The sequence below is a fragment of the Paenibacillus sp. TAF43_2 genome, from assembly GCF_052113545.1.
Classification (GTDB): Bacteria; Bacillota; Bacilli; order Paenibacillales; family Paenibacillaceae; genus Pristimantibacillus.
Genome location: NZ_JBFRDK010000002.1, coordinates 25,111 through 49,032, shown reverse-complemented (window position 1 = coordinate 49,032; position 23,922 = coordinate 25,111). Strand labels below are relative to the sequence as shown.

Sequence of the window (23,922 nt, the reverse complement as noted above, 5' to 3'; positions counted from 1 at the left end):
GCTACGATCGCTTTACTATTTCCGCCAAACCCGCTTGCTTAAGCTGCTTCTCATATACAAAATATACAACTAAGTAAATGACGAAGAACAAACTGGATACGAGATACATCGTCGCATAATTCGACCATGTCGCAACTAGACCAAGCAGCATGGCTCCGCTTCCGATTCCGATATCGAATGCATTATAAAAAGTTGCAGTCGCTACTCCTCTTCGCTGCGGCTCCACCCTGTCAATTACCCAAGCCTGCAAGCCAGGGAAAATAGCCCCGAAGCCCGCTCCATAAAACACCGCAGCAAGCAGCAATGTTCCAGTAGATTTCGTCATATAAAGGATTATGCAGCCCACGATACAAGATATTGCCGCTGGAAACAGTACCCAAAATCTCCCCTTCGAATCGAAAATCCGTCCGCTGATAAAACGTATTAAAAATTCGCTTATAGCAAGTACAAGGAAGAAGAACCCTATATTTTGTACGCCTGTTTCTTTGCCGAACAATGTGATAAAGCTGATAACACCGCCCAGAGACAAACCTACAAGCAGTCCTAATAAAGAAGGCATAAGTGCTTTCGGCTCAATAAACCGCAGCATGAACGAGGTTTCCGTGGCGGACGCTATTTGCGCCTTTGCCCTCTCCTCCTTGGTGTCACCTTTGACGAAGGCCGTACAAACCATCGCAATCAGCAGTATACATGCACCGACGATAAACAGTACGGAGAAGCCAAACTCCTCCATCAACCATATGCCGAGGAAGGGTCCGAGCGAAATGGCTATAGCATTTCCTGTACCGAAAAACCCCATGCCCTCTCCTCTGCGGGAGGCAGGTATGATATCTGAAGCAACCGTTCCGTACAAGGTCGTTGAAATACCGAAGCCTACACCATGTACGATACGCAGCATAAGCATCATCGTAATCGTCACTGCTGCGTAATAGCTAGCCGTACCGATTAAGCAAATGGCTACACCAACGAGAAGCAGCAGCTTTTTGCCAAACTTATCTGAAGCCATACCAACAAAAGGTCTTAATAAAACAGCTGAAAAAGTAAATAAACCAATAATGAGTCCGATTTCAGCATCCGATCCGCCTTTATTTGCCGCAAACATCGGAAGTGTAGGCAGCAGCATCTCTAGCGATAAGAACAAAAATAAATTAGACAAAATCAACAAAACAAACGGTTTGGTCCAGAGTGATTCCTTCACCTTATTAATTCCTCTCTTGTTGCTAATAGTCGTTCCTAATTCTCCCATATCGCTAATATCCAAATTAAAAAATGCCGATCTATACTATAGGTACTGTGAACTAGTATGGAAGAAACTGTGGAAATGAGGTCTCGGCATATGAATACATCTACGAAGCAAAAACGAAAGATAGACCCTGTATATGCCTCTTTCCTTTACCAGCTCCTGCGCAACTATCTCTTCGGATCTACACTCGCCGTAGTCGGAGTTGGGGGAGTCATCGTATTTTCTACATTGTCGATTCCTTCTAATGAAAGCGTAGCGATAGGCGCTCTCATGATTATATCTCTTATTATTATGCTTGTTTGTGAACTTTTCGTCTTCTATCGGCATCTCAGACCCATTCAGCTCCTCTTTCAAGGACAGAAGCCAACTTCTGATCAGCTAAAAACAGCTTATCTCCAGACACATACGTTTCCGATATTATCAGTTAAGCGTACGTTTGGTCCGCATTTTCTCGGCATCGTAATCCCAGCTGTCAGTTTAGCCTTCCTTTTTATTAAGCTCGGCTTTATAAGCATTCCCTATTTTTATATCGGGATCGCTGTCGCTGTATGTTTCATGATTGCCAGCATGCACGCCATGATTGAATTTTTCTTGACGACCAAAGCCATTCGGCCTCTTATCATACATATCAGCAATCAACATCGTGAACGATATAAAGAAGAAATTACTCTGAGCGGCAAAGTGCTTGTATCCATCCGCACGAAGTTTCGACTGAGTGCTTTTCTAATTGGAGCGCTGCCCTTATTGTTATTCGGACTAGCTTCGCAAATAAGGCTTGATAGCTCGCAAGCAGGCAGCAGCTTAGCTTATTGGCAATGGGCGGGCATTATTCTTATTATCGGCGTTCTCTACTCACTTTTAGGAGCTTCACTGCTCTCGCGCAGCATCGAAGATCCGATACAAACGATCCAAGCCGGCATGATCAGCGTTGAATCCGGCAACTTTGAAGCGAGCGCAGCAGATGTGTATTCCGATGAATTCTCCAAGCTTATTGCTGGTTTCAACCATATGGTTAACGGCCTAAAGGAACGTGAGCAGCGCAACAATCAGCTGCTTCAGAGCTATTTTATGACACTCGCGGCAGCACTCGACGCGCGCGATGCCTATACAGCAGGCCATTCAACGAGAGTAGCCCACTTTTCTGTTCAAATCGCCCGCCTCGACGGATGGTCTGAGCAGCAGATTGATCTGCTGCACAAAACAGCACTCCTTCATGATATCGGAAAAATCGGTGTTCGTGACGATGTTTTGTTCAAAGAAGGTAAGCTGACCGACGAAGAATTTGATCAAATCAAGCTCCACCCTGTACTCGGAGAAAATATATTGAAGCAAATTGAGCCTGCGGATGCGATGGCTGCCTTGCTGCCAGGGGTACGCTCCCATCATGAGCGTTATGATGGCAAAGGTTATCCCGATGGTCTTGCAGGTACGGATATTCCTTTGTTTGGCCGTGCAATCGCTATTGCTGATGCCTTCGACGCGATGACCTCCGATCGGCCATACCGGAAGGGGATGACGTATGAGCGCGCACTCTCCATCCTTGAAGACGGCAAAGGCACACAATGGGACCCTAAGCTTACAACGCTGTTTATTGAATCCATTCATTTAGAGAAACAGAAGGTTGAGGAAGAAGCCTATTAATTGCAATATAAGAGCCATCCGGCAAGGGAGTGTCCCTGCTCGGATGGCTCTTAATCGTTTACTTCATAAAAGAAATTTATTTTTTTATGAGCTGAAAGTCATCGTAATGGAAACCCGGAGCTACAACGCATGAAACGAGTACAGGCTCGTCCCCTAGCAGGTGGGACATTTGCCATTCGTTAGCCGGCACTAATGCTTGCGGCTGATGACCTGCCAGCACATCAGGTCCAACAATAATTTCTTTCCTAGTTTCCGGCGCATCTTCGGTACCGCCAAGTGTCAGCATCAATGGACTGCCCGAATGCCACATCCACAGCTCGTCTGAATAAACTTTATGCCAATCTGAAAACTCACCTGGGTGCAGCATAAAATAAATCGATGAAGCTGCGAAGCGTGGTCCTGAATAAGGAGCTCCAAGCACCTCCTGCGGTATTGTGAAACCAGCTTTCCAAATTTCTTTGTACCATCCACCCTCGATATGCTCCTTCAAACCAAGCGTTTGTACGAGCGGTGACAATTGTTTCACTTCTGCTCCCATCCATTTCAACCTTCTTTCTCTCTTTTACGTTCTATTTCGCCTTAAAAAAATCGTTTACTTATTTTATAACGCTTATGGTTTATCGTCAATTTATTAAACAGCTGGGAATAGAGGGCAATAATCTTTTTTTCTTTGTTAATATGTAACATCGCCTTTTTAAATTTCAATTTATAAGTTATACTTATATTAACGAAATCTTTTGGAGGTGGACAGATGAACAATGGCATACATGATTTCAGCCCTATTAGCCGCAAGCATTTAATGAACTTGTTCCTTATTGTTCCGCTGCTGCTCGCAGCGCTGTTCGCCTACCAAGCAGGCAATATGTTTGAGTTAACAGCTGGTGCAAGCCGCATTACTGCGGCAGCCAAATATGCGACGTCAACCGTACGCAAACAGAGCACCACTGCCACAACATTTTTACCTGAAAACGCACTCGTTGCCGCCTATATGCATGCTCTCATGCTTATTTATTGGCGTTCCACAACCCTATCCGCACTCGTCACTACTTATCGACAGAGATTGCGCGATCTGCTCATGACTCCGATTAAATTCACTTCCCATTTCGTTGGTTAATGCTCTCATTTTGTTCGTATACTAACAACAAATGAGGAGGCATACACAATGAATATTAGAGAATCCGATCTGCCCGGCATTGGCCGAAAGTACCAAGTTATGACGAGGAGCGGCGATAAGTTTGTCATTATTATTCATGATGACGGACGCCGTGAGATGTATCACTTTGACTATGAGGATCCAGATGATAGCATTTCCATGGTTACCCTAGAGGATGAAGAAGCAAGACAAGTCGCTGCCATCATTGGCGGTATGACTTACAAGCCGAAAGCGCTTGAAACGATTGAAGTCGCACTCGATGATTTAACGATTGAGTGGTACAAGATTGAACCAAACGCCGCATGCATTGGCAGAACAATCGGCCAGGCCGATATTCGCCAAACGACTGGAGCGACCATTATCGCTGCGGTTGAGAAGGAAGCAAAACATATTAATCCCGGCCCCGACTATATATTCAAAGCAGATACTACCCTCATCGTTGCAGGTGAACGCCAGCATCTGAAGCTACTTAAGCTGATGCTGCAAAATGGGAGCCGTTAATTATGGATCACATGGTGCTGGAGATCGGTCTTGCTGTTATACTCATCGCCTTAGTCGGGCTGTTAGCTGCAAAAATTCGATTTTCCGTCATCCCGTTTTATATTTTAATCGGCATGGCCGTAGGTCCACATGCTCCGCACGTAGGCATACTGGACTTTAGGTTTATTCATAGTGCAGAACTAATTGAATTCATGGGGCGGCTAGGCGTGCTGTTCCTCCTGTTCTATTTAGGTCTGGAGTTTTCTGTGGGTCGATTAATGAAATCGGGTCGCTCAATAGCGGTAGGCGGAACGATCTATATTCTGATCAACTTTTCACTTGGCTTATTATTTGGCTGGATCAACGACTTCCCTGTAGCGGAAACAATGGTCATCGCCGGCATTACAACAATCTCATCGAGTGCTATCGTCGCAAAGGTGCTCGTCGATTTGAAGAGGACTGCCAACCCGGAGACAGAAATGATTCTCGGCATCATTATGTTCGAGGATATCTTCCTTGCTGTATATATTTCCGTGCTCTCCGGACTCGTGCTCAGTGATTCGTCATCTTTAGGCGGAGTACTCCTGTCTGCTTCCTATGCATTAGGATTCATGCTGCTCTTCTTGATTATCGGCAGGAAGGCTGCACCGCTTCTGAACAAAATTCTCAATATTCGCTCGAACGAGCTTTTTCTGCTGCTCGTATTCGGCTTCCTGTTCCTCGTAGCAGGCTTCTCTGAAACGATTCACGTAGCTGAAGCGATCGGCGCTTTGCTTGTAGGCTTAGTACTAGCTGAGACTGTTCACATGAAGCGAATTGAGCATATGATTTTGCCTTTCCGTGACTTCTTCGGCGCTTTATTTTTCTTCAGCTTCGGACTGACCATCGACCCATTCGCACTTGGAGGAGCCGTTTGGCTGTCACTTGGTGCGGTTGCCGTTACACTATTCGGCAACTTCTTGGCAGGCATGTTAGCCGGTAAAAGTGCTGGCTTAACGCCGAAGGCATCGGCTAATATAGGTTTGACCATCGTATCTCGCGGCGAGTTCTCCATCATTATGGCGAACCTCGGCAAAGCAGGCGGCTTGCTTGAGCTCCTGCAGCCATTCGCTGCCCTGTATGTACTCATTCTGGCGATATTGGGACCACTTCTAACTAAGGAATCAAAGTGGGTATTCAAAGTGTTAAACAAAGTATTTAGGTGGGAAAAAGGAAAGAAAGCACGGGAGCCTGGAAGCAAGGGCTGACCAAGCAATGAATATAAAGGGATCTAGCCATTGTCGGCTAGGTCCCTTTCTTTATTTTCAAATAAATTCCTATTGCTGATCCACATCAAACGTTGCTTAATGGTATGCATTCCGCCTAGCTCTGCCGTATAATCGAAGCAGACCAGTTAAAATAAGGAATCAAAATGAATGAACGAAAGGAAATTTATAAAAATGACTGCATCACTGCTATATATTGAAGATGATATCGAAATTGGAAGCTTTGTCTCACAGCATTTGCAAGAGCAGGGCTATAAGGTTGAATGGTTAAAAAATGGCGAGCATGCGCTCGAGGCCGCTGCAGGCTGCAGACTCGTCATCCTAGACGTTATGCTGCCGGGGCTCGATGGTTTTACTATTGGACAACGGCTGAAAAAAGCAGCGCCGGATGTCCCGATTCTTATGCTTTCAGCGCGCACTTCCATCGATGATAAGCTGCAAGGGCTGCAGTTCGCTGACGACTACCTCACCAAGCCTTTCCATCCCGACGAGCTGACCGCACGCATCGAAGTGCTCCTTCGCAGGTCAGGCGCACGCCTTGCTGAGCCTTTGGCTATTAAGCATCTATTAGTCTATGAGCAGCAAAACCGGGTGGAAAACCGCGAGACCGGGGAAGAAATTATGCTGACAGGCAAGCAGTTTCACATTTTCAGCTATCTGCTTCGCCATTTGGGACAACTGCTTACGAAAGAGCAAATCTATGAGGCCGTATGGGGAGAATCCTTTATTGATGGAGATAAAACGTTGATGGTTCATATCCGCTATTTGAGGGAAAAAATCGAACGAAACCCCGCTGCACCTGAAATTATTGAAACGGTACGCGGCATTGGCTATCGGGTGCGCGCATGAAGAAGCCCAAACCACACGCGGGAGGCATGAAGTTTCGCCAAACCTTGTTATCTCGTTACCTGCTTATCATTTTGTTTGCTTTTCTGTTTATTCCAATCATATTTCCGATAGCTTCTATTCTTTATATACTCATTCAAGAAAATACGCAAACCGCTAATATGGACTATTTAAAGTATGGCAGCGGAAAAGAATTAACTGCAATATGGCATAAGCAAGCTGCCGAGTTAACGGAGAAGGATCCCGCTCAAATCGACAAAAGATTGCGCGAGCTAAAGCAAACTTACCCCGAGGCTTCCCTCTTCTGGGTTGACTCTGCTGGATCAACAAGGCTGCAGCTTCCTGTACAAGAGCAGCTTCCAAGCAGGTGGACACCTGCCAGCTCCATTCAATTTATGAAAGCAAGCATCGACAGCGATCCCTTTACGGTCGTATCCTTCCTTGGCGCAGACCATAAGGAGCCTGGGTTCATGGTGATGCAGCTGCAGCGCTCCATCATTCAGGTTAATAAGCCAATCGGTTCAGGCACACCCTTTTATTTGGCGTTTCTGTTTATTATGTTCGCCTTTTTCTTCTTGATATCCCTGCTCTTCTTCCGGCATATTCGCAAACGTCTGCTCAGTCTGCAATCAGCGATGACGCTGCATGGCGACAACGGTCTTCCGATGCCAATCCTTATTAAGAAAAATGATGAGATTGGGCAGCTGGAGACAGCTTTTAATGAGATGGTTGAACAGCTTAAGGAGAGCAAGGAGCGCGAGCGTGCAGAGGAGGAGCTTCGCAAGCAGCTCATCGCCAGCCTGTCGCATGATCTGAGGACGCCATTAACCGTCATGAACAGCCATTTGTATTCGTTGCATAAGGAACCGTTAAGTTTGAATGCTCAAACAGCTGTAAAGCAAATGGAGCAAAAAATAATCAGCTTAGACAGCCTCATTGAAAATTTGCTTTCTTACACGCTCATGACAAGCGGACGATATCCGCTTAAGCTGGAGCCACTAGATCTGCTGCGATTAGTTCGTGAGAGCGCTGCGTCTTGGTATCCCCTTTGGGAACAGGAAGGAATCGTCGCTGATGTGGAGCTGCCTGATGGCGCTATGCTTCGTGTTGTCGATAAGGCAGGTTTCCGCCGCGTGCTGGATAATTTATTTCAAAATGTGACGAGGCATGCGAGCGGCGGCAAGTACATTGGCATTACAGTTGAGAGTTACCGAGGTCAATCCGCTCTCGTTATTCGTGATCACGGTAACGGGCAGGAGGCTGCTCCGATGGGCAAAGGTGCGGGCATTGGGCTAGCTATTGTCGATTATCTTCTGAAAGAAATGAAGCTCGAATGGCATAGGGATACTCAAGCTAGCGGAACAACCATTTTCATTTATTCAAATTGAATTTTAATTTTTAAACAAAATTTAAACTTGGGGAGCTCTTCGTTTAACCTTCACCCGTTAATGTAAGTACTGAGGTGATTAACGTGAATGAATGGGTAATCGAAACGAAGGGACTAAGCAAACGTTATAAAGGGCGTTATGCGGTGTCCAATCTAAATTTGAAAATTGCAAAAGGAGATATATATGGCTTTCTTGGGCCGAATGGCGCTGGTAAAACGACGACAATCCGCATGCTGCTCGGATTGATCCAGCCCTCGGGCGGATCGGTTCATATTTTCGGGAAATCTTTGAACAAAGAAAGGTTATCTATATTGCGCCGGGTCGGCTCGCTCGTCGAATACCCTTCGTATTATGGTCATTTAAGCGCCGTCGACAACCTAGAAGCTATTCGCCGCATACTCGGTGCTCCTGTATCCAAAATTGCTGAAGTGCTCGACATCGTTGGACTGGCCAAGGAAGCGCGTCGTCCAGTGAAAGGCTTCTCGCTTGGAATGAAGCAGCGACTAGGTATCGCAAGCGCATTGCTTGGCAGCCCGGAGCTGCTGCTGCTCGACGAGCCGACAAATGGACTAGATCCATCCGGCATATTGGAAATTCGTGAATTAATTAAAGAAATGCCTAAGCAGCACGGCATTACCGTCCTTATATCCAGTCATTTGTTAAGCGAGGTTGAGCTTACAGCAGGAACCGTCGGTATTATTCGTCAGGGGGAGCTCGTCTTCCAAGATACGATTAGTCATTTGCATGAACAGGCACAAGGCACAATATCGCTGGTCGTGTCTGAGCCAGAGCTAGCACTTGCTGCCTTGCAGCGGCAAGGTGTGGGCGCTGTACAAAATGGTTCCGCCATTATGCTGGAGCATACCGATAACCCTGCGCTTGCACGCATTGTCAAAAATCTTGTAGAGCGAGATCACTCTATCTACCGTGTCGAGGAGAAACGCAAATCACTGGAGGATCTCTTCCTGCAAATTGTCGGGGAGGGTAAGCTATGATGCTCAAAGCACTTTCAACTGATTTTTTGAAAATACGCGGCAAAGGGCTATGGTTTCTTATCTTTATTGGCCCTATCGGATTGATCGCTATGCAAGCTCTTAATTACGGACTTCGTTATGATTATTTAACGAACAGATATGCAGGGAGACTCTGGGAGGTCTTGCTTCAGGACATCCAAATGTTTGTTCCAATCTCGCTATTCCTTGGAATGACACTTGTCTCTTCCCTGCTAGCAAATATCGAACATAACACAAATGCGTGGAAGCAGCTGCTCGCCCTTCCTATATCCAAGGGTGCCGTGTTCCGCTCCAAATTTGCATTAAGCTTCCTGCTGCTGCTCTCATCATGTGTTTTGCTGGCGATAGGTACCGCTGCGCTCGGTTTATCGTTGCGATTCGGGCTTAAAGAGATGCCAGTAATCGATATTTTGCGGCTTTGCTTCCTGCCGTTTATCGCATCGCTCCCGGCGCTTGCGCTGTTTGTATGGCTATGCATGACCATGAAAAATCAAGCCATTCCTATTACGTTTGGCGTGTTGATCGCGATCAGCTCCATATTCACAGGCCTGATTTCAAAGGATTGGTCAAAGCTGCTGCCGTTAAACTGGCCGATGCTAGGTTATATGGATCCGCAGCGAGAGCTATTCGTTGGTGGAGGCTTTCTGCTCGGGTGYATCCTTCTACTTGTTGGCGCCTTTCATTTCATCAAAAAGGATGTGAATTGAAATGATGGGTTTCCTACGTTTAGTCGCTGCGGAACGGATTAAGTTATTCAAAACGTTTATTTGGATACTCATCCCGCTCAGCTCGCTGCTGTCACTTGCTCTCGGCATGTTAATATCGTTTGATTCGCCGGATGCGTCCGCACAATATGCCTTACTCATTGCTTCGATGGCTTCGTTCCATGCTATGCTGTTCTTACCAATATTAACGGGCATTCTGTCCGCTTTCGTATGCAGATATGAGCATGTAGGAGGAGGCTGGAAGCTGCTTCTTACGCTGCCTGTGTCTAGAATCGGACTCTACTTCGCCAAATTCAGTGTAGTTGCTGTTCTCCTTGCCATAACGCAGCTGCTATTTCTTGGAGCAGTTATCATTGCAGCGACCTATCAAGGCATTGACGGCCCGCTTCCGTGGGCAATGCTCCTGAAAGGAGTTGGCAGCGGCTGGCTTGCCTGTCTCCCGCTTGCTGCGCTTCAACTGCTCGTATCTGTAAGCTGGAGCAGCTTTGYCGCTCCACTCGTCATTAATGTGATGCTTACGCTGCCTAATATGCTTATCGTTAATTCTGAACGCTTCGCGCCCTTCTACCCATGGGCACAACCAATGCTCGCGATGCTAAGCTTCGAAGGCGACAATTTCGGCGCTTTTGCGCTCCCATTAGAAAACTTGCTCATTACGATAACGAGCAGCTTTGTTTTGTTTTTTGCAATTGGCCTACTTTATTTCACTCGCAAAGAAGTGTAAGCCGCTTAGTTACAAACGAAAAAACGGTCAATCCCACTGCAAAGGCGGGATTGACCGTTTTTCATTACTGTATTGGTAACTCACTCATTCCAAACAACTCATTCTAGACATCGTCCTGCCTTATCCGCTCCGTGAGAAGCAAACTAACAGGAATTTCTCCCGCTATAATTCGTTTTTCTCAGATAAAAACCAAGTTAACAGGAAATTCTCCTGCTAATCTAGGCAATTTTTTAGGAAACAGCCCATTTCCATTGATTTAACGGTACAATTTCCTTCTAACTCTGCATTTACGGGCATAATCGCAAAATTAACTGGAGATTTTCCTGTTGATTTTGATCTCTATCCGCAAAGCTCCCCACTTGGTTTTATTCCTGAAAGGATACGTTTCATGTTACTTCCTCCTTATTTGCGGCTAATAATTATTGGAGAAGTACTTGCTCCAAGCACTTCGTGAGGTCGGTACTACAAAAGATAGAACTATTGCGATATTCGGTATAACGTTATGCTTTAGGGGTACAAAGCTTCCATACTCACAGAAGAGGTGTTGTCCCCATGAAACAAAAGCTATTTTACGTTTTAGTTGCTATAGCCAGCTATTTTGCAGGCGTACTCGCTTATTTAGGTTATTTGGCGCTCGTGTACGATCAGAGCCTCGGAAGTGATTCGAGCAAGCTTATCGGCTGGACGCTTCCTTCGTATCTATTTCTTATTCTCCCGTTTTACACCCTGATGTTCCGATGGAGGAAGTCGGCTATTTTTCTGCGCACTGCCCTGCTAATTGTTCTAAGTATCATTGCCGCAGCTTCCGTTACCGTTATGATGGGCTTGGGGAATACAGAATCTCTTTTCTCCTGAGTTCGGACTGTTTATTTTACTATTTGCCAGCTCTGCAATCGTATTCTCTGTAGGTTCTCTTGTTGCTATAAAAGAGAAGGGCTATGTCATTTTCTTGCTTGCTTCACTTGTAATCATATACCTGCCGATAAATATGCTGGTCTCAGAGGTTGAGAAAAGCAGACCAGTTATCCATCACATTCCACAAAGCTTTCATGGCACTGTTGTCATTCATTTTGGCGATTCAAGCTCTCCACCTATCTCTAAGAAAAAAGGATATGAAGTAATTAACATTTCGGAAAATGGTATCTATAAAACGTCCAGTCCTCGGCCTGTGCGAGGCATTAGGCATGTATTAGTAGATGAACTGGGCAATGAAGTAAAGGAAATTTCGATCTCTGGCGAAACCATGAAATACGGCTCCGATCCTGGAGTAACGATTAGCGAGTATACTGTGCCTTAACAAAATAAGGTCCTAATTCAGACTCATGGGTTACCACATAGGTCCACTTGAAATGCTCATCTACAATATAGATGTCCTGCTCGCCTTCCACATCCTCAGGCATTAAACGCGCTGCATCTTTTATAAACAACACTAAATCATGCTGCTGATAGATGACATAACATGCCTTTTTAGGCTCATTACGGAATGCTTCGACCGCTTGTTCATCGCTTAAGCATGGTTTTTTTGCATAGCTGAAAACATGCCATAAATATTGTTCCATATAAATATTCGTCTTTTCTTGGGCATCCAAACCCTTTGCAAAAACGTCTTCCCACTCGCGCTTCATGTCACGACCCTCAAGCTCTGCCTCAGCCACAAGCATAGACTTAGCTTCAAGCTTAGGTACTAGCTTTAGATGCTCGATCCTCACCTGCCGTTCGCCAAACAGAAACTGTTTAATCCCCTCTTTTAGTTCATCACTGGCATGCTCCAACATTTCCCGGAGTGTGCTCGCTTGGCTGCCGATTATAATCGGATCAATTGTGGACCTGCTTTCGAAGAAACCATTTGGATATTGTCTAACATTCGGTGCCTTAACCGACCCGAAATATTTAAACAAATACTCGAATGTATTCTGTTCAATACTCTCATCAATAATTTTCTCAATATGTGCTCGACTTACTTTATCGACAATAATCAAATTTTCTTCTAACCAGACGAACGTATTGTCCCCGCTGCTCAAATGATCGTTGCGGATGGATTCGATACATTTTACCGTATAAAAATTAGCTACCCACCGGGAGTAATCTGGAAATGTGACATAAACACAGACGCGAGCATCTGTTTCGTCCTCAATAGAGCATTCCCAATCTATCCTCACATGCCTCTTTTTCGAAAACAATCCCTTACCCCCTTAAGTGTTAGGCCTGCTATCAAAATATTTCTTCATCGTACCACAAAGTTTTTGGTCATTGTTTACAATTGACTGAACTTATGTTAAATTTATTGTATAACGTAATTACGTAAAACAATAATATTAAGAGGTGATGCCGTTTGACAGCTTCTAGAGACTACGGAACTGAGCTCGATTTACTTACCAAAGAGATGAACGAGCTCAAACAAATGTTAACTCAGGTCATTAATACTCGTCCTTCTCCAAAACAAGCATTAACTATGAATTTAAATGAGAACTCATTAAACGATGAAGCCCCGCATGATTTGGGCAGCCTCTTTTATTCCGGGCAATATCGCGGGCACAATGGCTTCAGGTGGGACCCTAGGCAGCAAGAAGTCCATCACTTACTTGGTCTTGACACCGATAAAGCAGCGAAAATCTTGGCAGCACTCGGAAATAAGCAGCGGCTCGACATCCTGCTTGCTGTATTGCTGGAGCCTCTCTCCGGCTCAGATATCGTAGAACGACTAAACCTGGGAACTACGGGGCAGCTTTACCACCATACCAAAGCCTTACTCGGGGCTGACCTTTTGGTTCAAGAGGAACGTGGAGGCAAGTATTCTCTGCCTGCTCATCGAACGCTTCCGCTGCTGCTTTTGTTGACCGCTATTACTGATCTGCTCGATACGAGCCATTATATGGAGCTTACTGAGGCTAGAAATAACGTTGAAGAGTATTTAGGCGAAAATAAAGAGGGGTACGATCCGAATCATCTTTTATGGTCCGTCATTGACAACTCGGTGTTGGAGCACCAAGCAGGCTATAGTACGGAGCTATATATCGTGCTTCACAGCGATACAAGCATTACCGTCTCTGATAATGGTCGAGGCATTCCGATTCAAGCCTTCCCTCAGTCGAGGACAACTCCAGTACAAACCGTGCTTACGGAGCTTGGGCATTACAATAAAAGCGCATCCGTTGTAGCTTCCGAAGGGTTAAAAGGCATAAACATGCCTGTAGTTAACGCTTTGTCTGAACAGCTTTCTGTAGAGGTTCGCCGTGAAGGAAAAGTATTTCGTCAAGACTTTAAACATGGCATACCGCAAAGTGAACTGCTTGTCTTAGGCATGACGAAGGAAACAGGCACAAGCATTACCTTTAAGCCGAATCCGGACATTTTTAAATATCCATTTGATAAGGCTGCACTACTAGATCGTTTAGCAGATCTGCAAGGTCGTTTCCCTGACCTAAAGGTTGAGATGCTATAGCTGCTTCAAACTTGAAGCTGCGCTAGCGAGATGCAGAAGACGGTGGAATATGTCCACTATCTTCTGCATCAGCACTATTCAAGAGTTGGAATGTAAACATCAACTTCTTCGGGGAAACATGACTTCAGAATTAAAATGCGCACATATGTATCGTTCAGGGTACAGAATATGTTGAATTTCAACTCTACGTTCTTCGAATCTCTCTCTTGCCTGCTTCAGCTTTTCTCAAGACTTAATTGCCATGAAACGCCGAACTTATCTGAAACCCAGCCAAACTTCTCACTAAACGGATAAGCGGCCAGCGGCATGAGTATGCTGCCGTCTTGTGATAAGCTTTCAAAAGCTCGATCTATTTCCTCTTCCGTATCGCAGGTAACGAACAAAGATATTGAAGGTGTGAACGTAAAGCCATGGTTGACGCCGCTATCGATACACATAAACTGTTGTCCTTTTAGAGAAAATGTAGCTTTCATTACGGTTCCCTCAGGGCCTGTCTCATTCGCTCCGTATCGCTTGATGCTTATGATTTCGGATTKATCGAATAATGAAGTGTAGAAGTTCATAGCCTCCTCCGCTCTGCCTTCAAACATAAAAAATGTTTTAATTTTTTGATTTGCTTTATCCATTGTTTCGTCTCGTCCTTTCATGTCTTTTTTTGCTTTATAATGCCCCTTTATATGCGGTTTCTTTCCTTATTAGGGAAATGACATATAAAATGAGTACCGCTGCATAGAGATTCCAAATACTCGGTATAGATGCTACAGATAAATAAATGCCATACGGCAGCGACCAGATGAGTACCACTAGCATTAACATTCGGTTTCTCAAAATGGCAGCTAAAATTCCTATACAAGCTGGAAGGATCAACATCATAAACACGATAAGAATCGTTTTATCACTCACCGGTATTTCCGTGTAAGGGTTCCAAAACAATAAAAGGCAGCTCAACATGATACATCCCACAGATGCCGCCCCTGCACAAAAGGAATATTTCATATGAATGCATACCTCCTCTGTACTATTTTATAAATTGGAACCCCTATTGCTATCCAACGTTTAGCCTCATCAAAAACTAACCTCGTTAATCATTCTTTATGTTGTACGTAGTATAGCTCATTGAACCTTTATCGTCGAAATCGTTATTTTATGCGAAATCCCGAGGTGGTTGTATTTGATCGTGACCGATTCAATCGTTTGCTTATCCCCTATTGTTAGGGCATAGGTATGATCCGCATCTGCGACCTTGCCTTTATTCTCTTTGGCCGTCTGTGCCTGCGGGGATGTTCCTGTTGGAATGGTCACTTCATTCAGATCCTTAAATGAGTAATCCTTTTCTTCCGTCTCATCGAAGCGGTCGGTTACAATAAAACCTTTAGCAGGACTGCTAACTTGTATTTTGACTCGCTCAGGCACGGCGCCATCATTTATTAATACTTCATTAATATCGATAGATCCAATTACACTTTTATTGCCGACTATCACTAAAACAATTTGTCTATCGTTTGTTGAAGAGAACGCCTGTGCTGTTAAAGGCGGCTTCGCTTTCGAGTAGACATAAGAACCACCAAATACGAGGAAACAGCAAACAATGAGTAAAATGATTTTTTTCAGAATGGATCACTCCTTCTTTAGCGTCATTTCACATTATGTGCTAACATCATGGATTGCCACTAGCAGCTTCTCTCGTGTTTCGCTTAAACGCTCCTTTGCATGTGTATAATCAACTGGCTCCACCCAAGCAAACCCGTCCGAATCATACCGAGGGAACACATGCATATGATAATGCGTCAAATCGTTGAATTTTCCGCCATTTTGAATAATCGTTATACCGTCTGGCTGAAAATGCACCTTTAGCACCCTTGCCAGCATCGCAGATGTTTTCATAATCTCATTAGCGGTTAACTCATCTAAATCATCGACATCATGAAAATGCCGCTTAGGGAGTATGAGCAGATGACCCTCATTAAGCGGTGCTATATCTAGAAGACAAGTCACCCATTCATTTTCGTATACAGTTTGAGTCTCTAATTCATGATTGGCCAGCTGACAACCTAAACACGGCTTCTTTTCCATCCTCATTTCCCCCTCTGCACTTATGCCTAATGAAACAAACGAGAATTTTATCAGAAATTATCTCATTTTCCACTATTTAAAACTTAGCATGTTGTGCAGACATAATCGAGTTAAAAGTTTTTATGCTATTCCCTCTCCCCTTTCTGCTGCAGCTTATTGTCCAGCAATCGAAAAGCTTCAAGAAGCGTTTCTTTAAGGGCCGCATCATACCGATCGCCAATATTAACCTCAAAATAGGAGCCTTCCTCGCCTTTATCACGGACAGACTGCGACAAGCCTATGCCTGTTTTCGCTGCGATATCGATTAGGATTGAATCAAGCTGTTCCTTCTTTGCTGTGGTATGAACATGAAACATATTGGAAACAGGCACCTCTGGAATGGTCTTAACACCATCGCATCCGTTATACAAAGCAGCAAGCTCCTGCGCTTCCCTGAAATACTTCTTCATATGCGGAAGGCGCCRCTCCATGTAATAATCAGCAGCAATAATATAAGGATATAAGCTGATGAGATCACCGCCGTGGCGTCTTTTCCAAATTTTCGATTTCTCTGTAAAGCTGCGATCTCCGGCTAATATCGCTCCTGCAATACCGCCAATTCCTTTATAGAACGAAATATATACACTGTCGAAGAGTTCGCACACCTCTTGAGCAGACTTTTCATAATACGGAAGTATCTCGAACAGCCTCGCACCATCCAGATGAAGCTTAATTCCTCTCTCACGACAAAATGCCGACATAGCCTTAAGCTCTTCAAATTCCGGCAGCTGTCCGCCAATTTCGCGCTGCGGCAGCTCCAGCAGCAAACAAGCGATGTTTTCCTCTAGACCAATCAAATCATGAAGGAGGACAGGCCTTTCTACATCCGCCAGCRGGACAGCTTCAAGATGATGCAGCTCTTTCATGCCGTCTTTCTCATGAATTTCTAGATGGCTTAAGGGATGATAACCGACCTTCTTATTCCCCTTCTCGTCACACCATATACGAAGCGCAATTTGCTGAGCCATTGTACCGCTGGGGAAAAATACAGCCGATTCCTTGCCTAGCAGTTTAGCCATTTTTTCCTCAAAATTCTCAATTATCGCTCCATTTCCGTACATATCGCTATCCTGCTCTGCGTCCCACTGCTCTAGCGCTTCTTTCAGAACTTGTACATTCCGCTTTCCATGACCAATTAACGGATAGCTGGCTTGATTATATGCTTCAATTAATGTTTTCGTTTGTTCCATCCTATAAGTCCCCTTTGCTCCGTTAATCGTTTATTCCTTAGGCAGTATGGTTTTGTTCATAACAGGAGAAGAGAGAATGACCGACGTGTTGACATTGCCGAAAGGCATAAGCCTCTCTACAAGCTCGCTTAGACCATCCATCCCCGTTATCGCTGCTTTCAGAACATAGCTGACCGTTCCTGTTACCCGGTGGCATTCTATAATCTCATCATCGTTCATGATGCGCTTCTCAAACTCCATCGGAAATACTTTCAATTCGCTCATTTGAATGATGACCTGTATGTTTCTGCCGATAGCAGCAGGCGATACTCGAGCACCGAATCCAGTAATGATGCCTTTCTCCTGCAAGCGCAGCAGACGCTCAGATATGCTGGGGCGGCTGAGAGACAATCGTTTGGACAGCTCGCTCACCGTGACTCGGCCATCCTCCTGCAGCAATTGGAGAAGCATTCGGTCCAATTGATCCATGATCACAACCTCCTTCATTTTGCAGGAAAAACAATAAAAATTCGTTCAATGTTATATAATTTCACATCAATTTCATTCTGTTTATCATATATACGATTGATGCTGTTTTGTATTCTTATAGTAACAAACTTAAGCAGGCGGTGCATGTGAGATGTTACGCATATTGGATTACAAAATGAAGGAAATTATCAGCAAATGGCTCCATATTGCAGTGGGCTGCTTCGTTACTGCCGGCGGATTAGTTATTTTAAAGCATTCACATATCGTAACTGGAGGAACAGCAGGACTCTCTTTAAGCTTATCACCCCAGCTGCAAGTCTCATTCCACTATTTGTTTTTATTGCTCAATCTTCCATTTCTAATTTTCTCCTACTTTTACATGGGCAAATCCTTTACCTTCAAAACCATTGGTGCGATCGCGCTGCTCTCCTCATTAAGTGCAATAAACGATATCTTGCCTGCCTTTACGATTCCGCCGCTAATCGGAGCGATCGTCGGAGGAYTATTCATCGGAGCAGGCATCACCGCCTTGTTCCGCAACGGTGCTTCACTCGGAGGCGCGACGATACTGGCCATCTATTTGCACAAAAAACATGGCGTCAACCCAGGCATTACCAACTTCGCATTCGATTTTTTAGTTGTCCTCACTAGCCTATCCGTATTTTCGCTTAAAAGCGGATTGTACTCTGCCTTATCAATTGCGGTTACATCGGCCTTCTTGTCGATTTATAAGAGAAGGAAAACAGGCGCAGAGAAAGACAAACAAGAAGTATTGTCAGGCGCTGCGAATACCATTTAAACAAGATCTTGCCTTTAGTGTTCTTTTAGCAGGGAGTGGAGTACGTTGTATTGGCGTATGTGTGGGATTAATGTGTGTAGGATTAATATGTGAGTTTAATGCGTAGCAGTGCCTGTCTGTTTCACTCTATTTGCTAGTGATAAACAGCCTCGGCTGCTTTGTTAATAAAAAAAAAGCTGCCGATTCAACGATATCGGCAGCCTTCATTCAAATTCAGATTATCTATTGCCAAACTGTGCTTTATGCAAGCGGCTGTAAATGCCACCCGCCGATACAAGCTCTTCATGACGGCCTTGCTCGGTAATTCCTTGCTCCGTTACAACAACGATGCGATCTGCATTTTTGATCGTAGCGAGGCGATGTGCAATAACGAGCGTTGTGCGGCCTACGGACAGCTCAGCCAGCGACTGCTGGATTGCCGCTTCCGTTTCAGTGTCGAGCGCCGAAGTTGCCTCGTCGAGAATAAGAATAGGCGGGTTTTTGAGGAACATCCGCGCAATCGCAAGCCGCTGTTTCTGTCCGCCAGACAGCTTAACGCCGCGTTCGCCTACTACCGTTTCCAGTCCGTCCGGCTGCGCGTGGATGAATTCTTCCAGCTTCGCTCTGCGCGCGGCTTCCCAAATATCTGTATCCGATGCGCCAAGCTTGCCGTAACTGATGTTTTCTCTAATCGTACCTGCGAACAGGAACACATCCTGCTGTACGATACCGATCTGCTTCCGGAGCGAATCCAGCTTCAAATCGCGAGTATCATAGCCATCGACAGAGATGCTTCCGCCTTCAATTTCATAGAAACGCGGCAGCAAGCTGCAAAGCGTCGTTTTGCCGGCGCCGGAAGGTCCCACGAACGCAATCGTCTCACCTGCACGAATAGTAAGATCGATATTTTGAAGCACCTTCGCTTCGCCTTCATAACCAAACGTAACATTCCGATATTCAATATTCCCGTTTAGGCGGTTAACCTCTTTCGCATTGGGTTTATCCGCAACATCAGGCGCTGTCTCCAGCAGCTGAACATAACGTTTAAAGCCGGCAATGCCTTTTGGGTAGCTTTCGATAACTGCATTGATTTTTTCAATCGGTTTAAAGAAGATGTTCGTAAGCAAAACAAAGCTAATAAATTCGCCGTACTTCAGATCACCTTTAATAACGAACCAAGTGCCTGCAATCAATACGAATACAGATACAAGTCTCATCAGCATGTAGGTAATCGAAGAGTTCAAACCAATGATTTTGTAGGAAATGAGCTTCGCTTCACGGAAACGCAGGTTGTTCACCTTGAACAGCTTTTTCTCATGGCTTTCGTTCGAGAAAGCTTGAACAACACGAATCCCGCCAACCGTATCCTCTACTCGAGCATTAAAATCGGCCATATCCGAGAACAACCGATTCGCAGCTTTCGTCATTTTACCGTTGAACATCAGAACGAGCCAGATAATAATTGGCACAATAACAAAAGTAAGAATGGCTAATTCCAAATTAATATACGCCATAATGCCGAACGCTCCGACGAGCGTCATCGCAGCTATGAACATATCCTCTGGGCCATGATGGGCAACCTCGCCAATCTCGAATAAATCATTCGTAAGACGCGAGATTAGATGACCGGTCTTCGTGTTATCGAAGAAACGGAAGGACAGCTTCTGTACGTGGTCGAACAGCTTCTTCCGCATGTCCGTCTCAATATTAATACCAAGCATATGGCCCCAATAGGTGACCACATACTGCAACAGTGTATTAATAATATAAATCAGAAGCAAGATAGCACAGGCTGTAACGATAAGCCCCCAGTTCTCGTCAGGCAACAGCGTATCTATTACATAGCTGACTGCCAAGGGGAAGCACAGCTCAAGAATCGCCAGCACTACTGCACAACAGAAATCAAGCAGAAAAAGCTTCTTGTAAGGCTTGTAGTAGGAAAAAAAGCGTAAAAGCATCATAAACTCCTTCTTCTCACATGGTGATAATCATTTTCATTTAAAATGATATACAATCACTACCATGCTGTCAATCCATCGCCGAAATCGATTCGGTCATGATGGGTGTATACATTYATCTCTCCGCCTCTAATAAATCCGACGCAGGTAATGCCTAAATCCTCTGCCAAACGAAGAGCAAGATCAGTAGGCGCCGACTTGCTGAGCATGATGCCGCAGCCGATTTTGGCCGCTTTCAGCACCGCCTCCGAGGAGAGCCTGCCGCTGAATGCAATCACTTTATCCGAAGTCCGAACACGGTGCAGCAAACAATAGCCGAACAGCTTATCGAGCGCATTGTGGCGCCCAATATCCGTTCTTACAGCAAGCAGCTCCGATGGCGTTCCAATGGCTGCATTATGAACACCGCCCGTGCTGCGAAATTCCGAGGATGCCTCCTGAAGCTCGCGCATAAAGTGAATACATTGCTCAGCCGATATTTTGGTGCGGGTCATGATCGTTTTGGCCGTCAGCATATCATTGTGAAAATAAAACTGCCTACTCTTGCCGCAGCATGATCCGATAAAACGTTTCGCGTAATGATCCTGACTTAACGTATGCTTATGCTCTAGCTCAACATAGGCAAAACCAGTATCCTCTTCAATCCGCAGCGATTTCACCTGACCGGCAGCACGTATAACTCCTTCGGAAGCAAGGAAACCAATGACCAGCTCCTGCAAATGTGATGGCGAGCATACCATCGTTGCAAATTCCTCACCGCCTAGCTTCAGAGTAAGCGGATATTCCGCAGCGATGTCGTCATCCTTCTCCCAGTGGCCGCTGCTATCGTATTTGAGTATGCGCCATTTTGTCGTGTTCGAAAGATCCATTCGAATACTCCCCTTCCACGCTCAGCTTGCTTATGCATCATTACGACCACAGCAGTTCTACGCCGGCGGCTCGATTTCCAGCTCCACAATCCGCTTCTCCATATACTTGGTATCCTTAAAGGCATGATAGGTTTCAGCCTTCTCTACGATAACGGAAGCATTATACTCTGGTATGCCTGCAAACGGCTCATATACTCCTTTTGGAAATAGACTATTCCCTTCCGGCCAATACAACTCGATATTGCCTGGCGCAATATCCGCTGGTTTCGCCCTGCCATGGAAGCTCCCGCTTCGGTTATATACAACAATCGCATCTCCTTCGGCGATCGCAAGCTCCGATAAATTCGTCTCATTCATCAGCACGTCGTAGCGCCCTGCATCGTTAAATGCATCCTTCTCGCCATAAATCATAGAGTTAAACTGCTTTCCGCGCCTTGTCGTTGCATAGAAATGCCCTTCCGGTATACGAAGCTCTGGCAATTCAATGGGCAGCAGGCTGCCCTTCCCGTCGGAAGTTGGACAAAAACCTCCCTCGCACAGCCATGCCCCGCCCCATTGGAATACGTCACCTTGGTTCCGCAGCAGCTCTACGCCCTCATAGTTCGGTGAAGCCATCGCAATCTCTTCCCTCACAGCAGCAGCATCTTTGAACGTGATAGCCGCTTTGAGCTCCGGCCTAATGCGTGCAGCTAAATCCGCATAGATTTGCCACTCCGCACGCGCTTCTTCGATCCTTGGCCCTTCAATAGTTGGTGAAAAATAAACCATTCGCTCCGTCGAGGTTGACGTACCCCCGCCTGGCTGTTCATACCTTGTCATGGCAGGCAGAATGATAACCTCCTCCTGCGCATCTACAAGTGTCGAGCTGTTCAGCACGATATCCTGATGCACCCGCAATTCGACGCTCTCTAAGCAGCGCTTCACAAACTCAGGATCAGGCATCGTCTCGATAAAATTGCCTCCTGATGTATAGAACAGCTTCAGCTTACGATCGGCATGCTCCTTCAACATTGCGTTTTCAAGCGATACGCCAACAATGTCCCCTTGCCAATCCGGTAGCTTGAAGCCCCAAAGCTCCTCTAAACGGCGGATATCCGCACCTTTGAACTCACCGCCAGGCAGACTAAAAGGGTCAGCCCCCATTTCGCCTGAGCCTTGAACGCCGCTATGGCCGCGAATCGGCATCAAGCCGCAATGCTCCCGCCCGAGAAAACCACAGAGCAGCGCAAGATTGGCAACCTGCGAAATATTGTCCGTTCCGAATCGATGCTGCGTCAGACCCATGCTCCATACGAATACGCCCGACTTCGCCTCGGCAAGCAAAGCAGCGAAAGCCTGCATCCGCTCTCTCGTCAGCCCAGATGATTTCTCCAGCAGCTCCCAGTCCTGCTGCTGAATATGAGCCTTCAACTCCTCGTACCCCTTCGTATGCGCGTTTACAAAAGCATGATCGATCGCTGAGCCTGGCTGCTCCTCCTCCATCTCAAACCAGCTTTTCATAACGCCGTGCATGAAAGCAATGTCACCGCCGATATTCACCTGATAGAAATCGTCTGCCAGCTTCGTGCCAAAGAGAGCTGATTCCGGTATAGACGGTATCCAGTAGCCCTCCATTGCCGGCTCGCGATAGGGGTTGATCACGATGATTTTGGTACCCTTGCGCTTAGCTGCGTACATATACTTAGTCGATACAGGCTGATTGTTCGCTGCCACACTGCCCCAAAAAACGAGCACATCCGTACCGATCCAGTCCTTATAATTGCAGGTAGAGGCGCCTACCCCAATTGAGCGCTTCATCGCTGTTTTGGATGGAGAATGGCAAATCCGAGAGGCGTTATCGATGTTATTTGTCCCAATGAGCCGAGCCGCCTTTGCAGCCACATAATAGGATTCATTCGTTATCCCGCGCGCAGTTAAGTAGAAAGCCATCTGCTTCGGGTCTATCGCCCTCGCTTTGGCAGCAATGCGGTCCAGCGCCTCATCCCACGAAATTCTGCGAAAGCTTCTTTCTCCCTTGCTTCTTATAAGCGGGTACGGCAGCCTTCCCAGCTTGCGCAATTGCGTGCTATCGAGCTTTCGCAGCTCCTCAATATCGCCATGCAGCACATCGCCTTTGATAGCAGGCATCGTATTCAGCCGCAGGACGTTCAATCTCGTCGTACAAATATGAGGACCGTCCAGCGTCTGATCATATAAACCGGACACGCCAAGCGCACAGCCATCACATACACCCTGCGTCAAAATCCGATACGCATACGGCAAGCTGTCTCGGTTATCCCACGCTACCTTGAGCGTATCACGAATATGATGCGGCTTAATCCGTCCTAGCCCAAACGGTGCTTTGCTCACCCACAGCTTAGGGTCTGGCAGCTTCGGCAGCTTGATCGGTCCTGTATGCAAAGTTTTCTTCATTAATGATTCACCCCGTTAATGATCATTATGGAACGATTGCCATTCTACTTACYAAGCTACCACAAATGAGTAAGCGCATACATTTGAATTTTGAAAATAGATGCAAGCCAAGAAGCCTTCGCATCAATCACCCTATCAGCTAACCTATATGCAGCTTTAGGAGAAAGCTGTTGCCTCCTCCTGTTAACCCCTGTTGTCGCCACCTTTAGAAAGGC

The 23,922-nt window shown here is 45.8% G+C and carries 25 protein-coding genes; 13 read left to right on the top strand and 12 right to left on the bottom strand.

All coding sequences use genetic code 11. The annotated features are described in order from the left end of the window. Window position 1: 1 nt before the first annotated feature. On the bottom strand, window positions 2–1,246 hold the full coding sequence (locus AB4Z17_RS00900; RefSeq protein ID WP_441957551.1) for an MFS transporter: 1,245 nt from the start codon (window positions 1,244–1,246) through the stop codon (window positions 2–4). A gap of 90 nt (window positions 1,247–1,336) precedes the next feature. On the opposite strand from AB4Z17_RS00900, the gene AB4Z17_RS00895 reads away from it, so the two are divergent. Further along, complete coding sequence (locus AB4Z17_RS00895) at window positions 1,337–2,884, top strand: HD-GYP domain-containing protein (protein ID WP_441957549.1); 1,548 nt, start codon at window positions 1,337–1,339, stop codon at window positions 2,882–2,884. Window positions 2,885–2,960: 76 nt separating this feature from the next. Here AB4Z17_RS00895 and AB4Z17_RS00890 read toward each other — a convergent pair whose 3' ends face one another. Continuing rightward, window positions 2,961–3,422, bottom strand: coding sequence for a cupin domain-containing protein (locus AB4Z17_RS00890; RefSeq protein WP_441910527.1), 462 nt, complete (start codon window positions 3,420–3,422; stop codon window positions 2,961–2,963). 213 nt (window positions 3,423–3,635) lie between these two features. Here AB4Z17_RS00890 and AB4Z17_RS00885 point away from each other — a divergent pair, with 213 nt between their 5' ends. The 10 genes from AB4Z17_RS00885 to AB4Z17_RS00840 all read left to right on the top strand — a co-directional run bounded on the left by AB4Z17_RS00885 (window position 3,636) and on the right by AB4Z17_RS00840 (window position 11,775). After that, window positions 3,636–3,998 (top strand): hypothetical protein, encoded by a 363-nt coding sequence (locus tag AB4Z17_RS00885; RefSeq protein WP_430055634.1) that lies wholly within the window; start codon window positions 3,636–3,638, stop codon window positions 3,996–3,998. Between the two features lie 48 nt (window positions 3,999–4,046). After that, entirely contained in the window at window positions 4,047–4,538 is a 492-nt protein-coding gene (locus AB4Z17_RS00880) for a cation:proton antiporter regulatory subunit (protein WP_339206454.1), read from the top strand. 2 nt (window positions 4,539–4,540) lie between these two features. Beyond that, the gene (locus tag AB4Z17_RS00875) at window positions 4,541–5,764 is read left to right on the top strand and encodes a cation:proton antiporter (protein WP_076268433.1); all 1,224 of its coding nucleotides are present in this window, start codon (window positions 4,541–4,543) and stop codon (window positions 5,762–5,764) included. Window positions 5,765–5,956: 192 nt separating this feature from the next. Beyond that, the gene (locus AB4Z17_RS00870; protein WP_076268628.1) at window positions 5,957–6,631 is read left to right on the top strand and encodes a response regulator transcription factor; all 675 of its coding nucleotides are present in this window, start codon (window positions 5,957–5,959) and stop codon (window positions 6,629–6,631) included. A 26-nt stretch (window positions 6,632–6,657) separates the two neighbouring features. After that, window positions 6,658–8,016 carry a HAMP domain-containing sensor histidine kinase gene (locus AB4Z17_RS00865; protein ID WP_441957547.1) on the top strand — a complete coding sequence of 453 codons (1,359 nt, stop codon included), beginning with the start codon at window positions 6,658–6,660 and terminating at the stop codon, window positions 8,014–8,016. Window positions 8,017–8,099: 83 nt separating this feature from the next. Then, window positions 8,100–9,011 carry an ATP-binding cassette domain-containing protein gene (locus AB4Z17_RS00860; protein WP_339206451.1) on the top strand — a complete coding sequence of 304 codons (912 nt, stop codon included), beginning with the start codon at window positions 8,100–8,102 and terminating at the stop codon, window positions 9,009–9,011. Continuing rightward, window positions 9,008–9,736, top strand: coding sequence for an ABC transporter permease (locus AB4Z17_RS00855; protein ID WP_441957544.1), 729 nt, complete (start codon window positions 9,008–9,010; stop codon window positions 9,734–9,736). The genes AB4Z17_RS00860 and AB4Z17_RS00855 overlap by 4 nt, the downstream gene beginning before the upstream one ends. Window position 9,737: 1 nt before the next feature. After that, window positions 9,738–10,478 (top strand): ABC transporter permease, encoded by a 741-nt coding sequence (locus AB4Z17_RS00850; RefSeq protein WP_441957542.1) that lies wholly within the window; start codon window positions 9,738–9,740, stop codon window positions 10,476–10,478. 552 nt (window positions 10,479–11,030) lie between these two features. Beyond that, window positions 11,031–11,333 (top strand): hypothetical protein, encoded by a 303-nt coding sequence (locus AB4Z17_RS00845; RefSeq protein ID WP_441957540.1) that lies wholly within the window; start codon window positions 11,031–11,033, stop codon window positions 11,331–11,333. A 94-nt stretch (window positions 11,334–11,427) separates the two neighbouring features. Continuing rightward, window positions 11,428–11,775 (top strand): DUF6843 domain-containing protein, encoded by a 348-nt coding sequence (locus tag AB4Z17_RS00840; RefSeq protein WP_441957538.1) that lies wholly within the window; start codon window positions 11,428–11,430, stop codon window positions 11,773–11,775. Here the strand turns inward: AB4Z17_RS00840 and AB4Z17_RS00835 are convergent. Further along, complete coding sequence (locus AB4Z17_RS00835) at window positions 11,753–12,658, bottom strand: DUF4275 family protein (RefSeq protein WP_441957536.1); 906 nt, start codon at window positions 12,656–12,658, stop codon at window positions 11,753–11,755. The two genes, AB4Z17_RS00840 and AB4Z17_RS00835, sit on opposite strands and share 23 nt — an antisense overlap. A 152-nt stretch (window positions 12,659–12,810) precedes the next feature. Between AB4Z17_RS00835 and AB4Z17_RS00830 the strand changes: the two genes are divergently transcribed. Continuing rightward, a complete protein-coding gene (locus AB4Z17_RS00830) occupies window positions 12,811–13,920 on the top strand; it encodes an ATP-binding protein (protein WP_441957534.1) in 1,110 nt (369 codons plus the stop codon). 215 nt (window positions 13,921–14,135) lie between these two features. Here the strand turns inward: AB4Z17_RS00830 and AB4Z17_RS00825 are convergent, their stop codons facing one another. The 6 genes from AB4Z17_RS00825 to AB4Z17_RS00800 form a co-directional block, all read right to left on the bottom strand. After that, window positions 14,136–14,546, bottom strand: coding sequence for a VOC family protein (locus AB4Z17_RS00825; protein ID WP_441957532.1), 411 nt, complete (start codon window positions 14,544–14,546; stop codon window positions 14,136–14,138). Window positions 14,547–14,580: 34 nt separating this feature from the next. Further along, entirely contained in the window at window positions 14,581–14,916 is a 336-nt protein-coding gene (locus tag AB4Z17_RS00820) for a hypothetical protein (protein ID WP_430055655.1), read from the bottom strand. A 117-nt stretch (window positions 14,917–15,033) separates the two neighbouring features. After that, the gene (locus tag AB4Z17_RS00815; RefSeq protein WP_441957530.1) at window positions 15,034–15,402 is read right to left on the bottom strand and encodes a hypothetical protein; all 369 of its coding nucleotides are present in this window, start codon (window positions 15,400–15,402) and stop codon (window positions 15,034–15,036) included. Between the two features lie 162 nt (window positions 15,403–15,564). Continuing rightward, window positions 15,565–15,993 carry an HIT family protein gene (locus AB4Z17_RS00810; RefSeq protein ID WP_441910537.1) on the bottom strand — a complete coding sequence of 143 codons (429 nt, stop codon included), beginning with the start codon at window positions 15,991–15,993 and terminating at the stop codon, window positions 15,565–15,567. Between the two features lie 125 nt (window positions 15,994–16,118). Further along, window positions 16,119–17,222: a threonine aldolase family protein gene (locus AB4Z17_RS00805; protein WP_441957528.1), complete on the bottom strand. Its 1,104-nt coding sequence runs from the start codon at window positions 17,220–17,222 to the stop codon at window positions 16,119–16,121. A 30-nt stretch (window positions 17,223–17,252) separates the two neighbouring features. Beyond that, window positions 17,253–17,690 carry an Lrp/AsnC family transcriptional regulator gene (locus AB4Z17_RS00800; RefSeq protein ID WP_076268444.1) on the bottom strand — a complete coding sequence of 146 codons (438 nt, stop codon included), beginning with the start codon at window positions 17,688–17,690 and terminating at the stop codon, window positions 17,253–17,255. A gap of 151 nt (window positions 17,691–17,841) precedes the next feature. Here AB4Z17_RS00800 and AB4Z17_RS00795 point away from each other — a divergent pair, with 151 nt between their 5' ends. Beyond that, window positions 17,842–18,489 carry a YitT family protein gene (locus AB4Z17_RS00795; RefSeq protein WP_441957526.1) on the top strand — a complete coding sequence of 216 codons (648 nt, stop codon included), beginning with the start codon at window positions 17,842–17,844 and terminating at the stop codon, window positions 18,487–18,489. A 218-nt stretch (window positions 18,490–18,707) separates the two neighbouring features. Here AB4Z17_RS00795 and AB4Z17_RS00790 read toward each other — a convergent pair whose 3' ends face one another. From AB4Z17_RS00790 to AB4Z17_RS00780, 3 genes are read right to left on the bottom strand one after another with little or no spacing between them, the layout of a single operon-like run. After that, window positions 18,708–20,426: an ABC transporter ATP-binding protein gene (locus AB4Z17_RS00790; protein WP_441877792.1), complete on the bottom strand. Its 1,719-nt coding sequence runs from the start codon at window positions 20,424–20,426 to the stop codon at window positions 18,708–18,710. A 59-nt stretch (window positions 20,427–20,485) separates the two neighbouring features. After that, window positions 20,486–21,295, bottom strand: coding sequence for a formate dehydrogenase accessory sulfurtransferase FdhD (gene fdhD, locus AB4Z17_RS00785; protein ID WP_441957524.1), 810 nt, complete (start codon window positions 21,293–21,295; stop codon window positions 20,486–20,488). A 57-nt stretch (window positions 21,296–21,352) separates the two neighbouring features. Then, complete coding sequence (locus AB4Z17_RS00780; RefSeq protein ID WP_441957522.1) at window positions 21,353–23,707, bottom strand: FdhF/YdeP family oxidoreductase; 2,355 nt, start codon at window positions 23,705–23,707, stop codon at window positions 21,353–21,355. Between the last annotated feature and the right edge of the window lie 215 nt (window positions 23,708–23,922).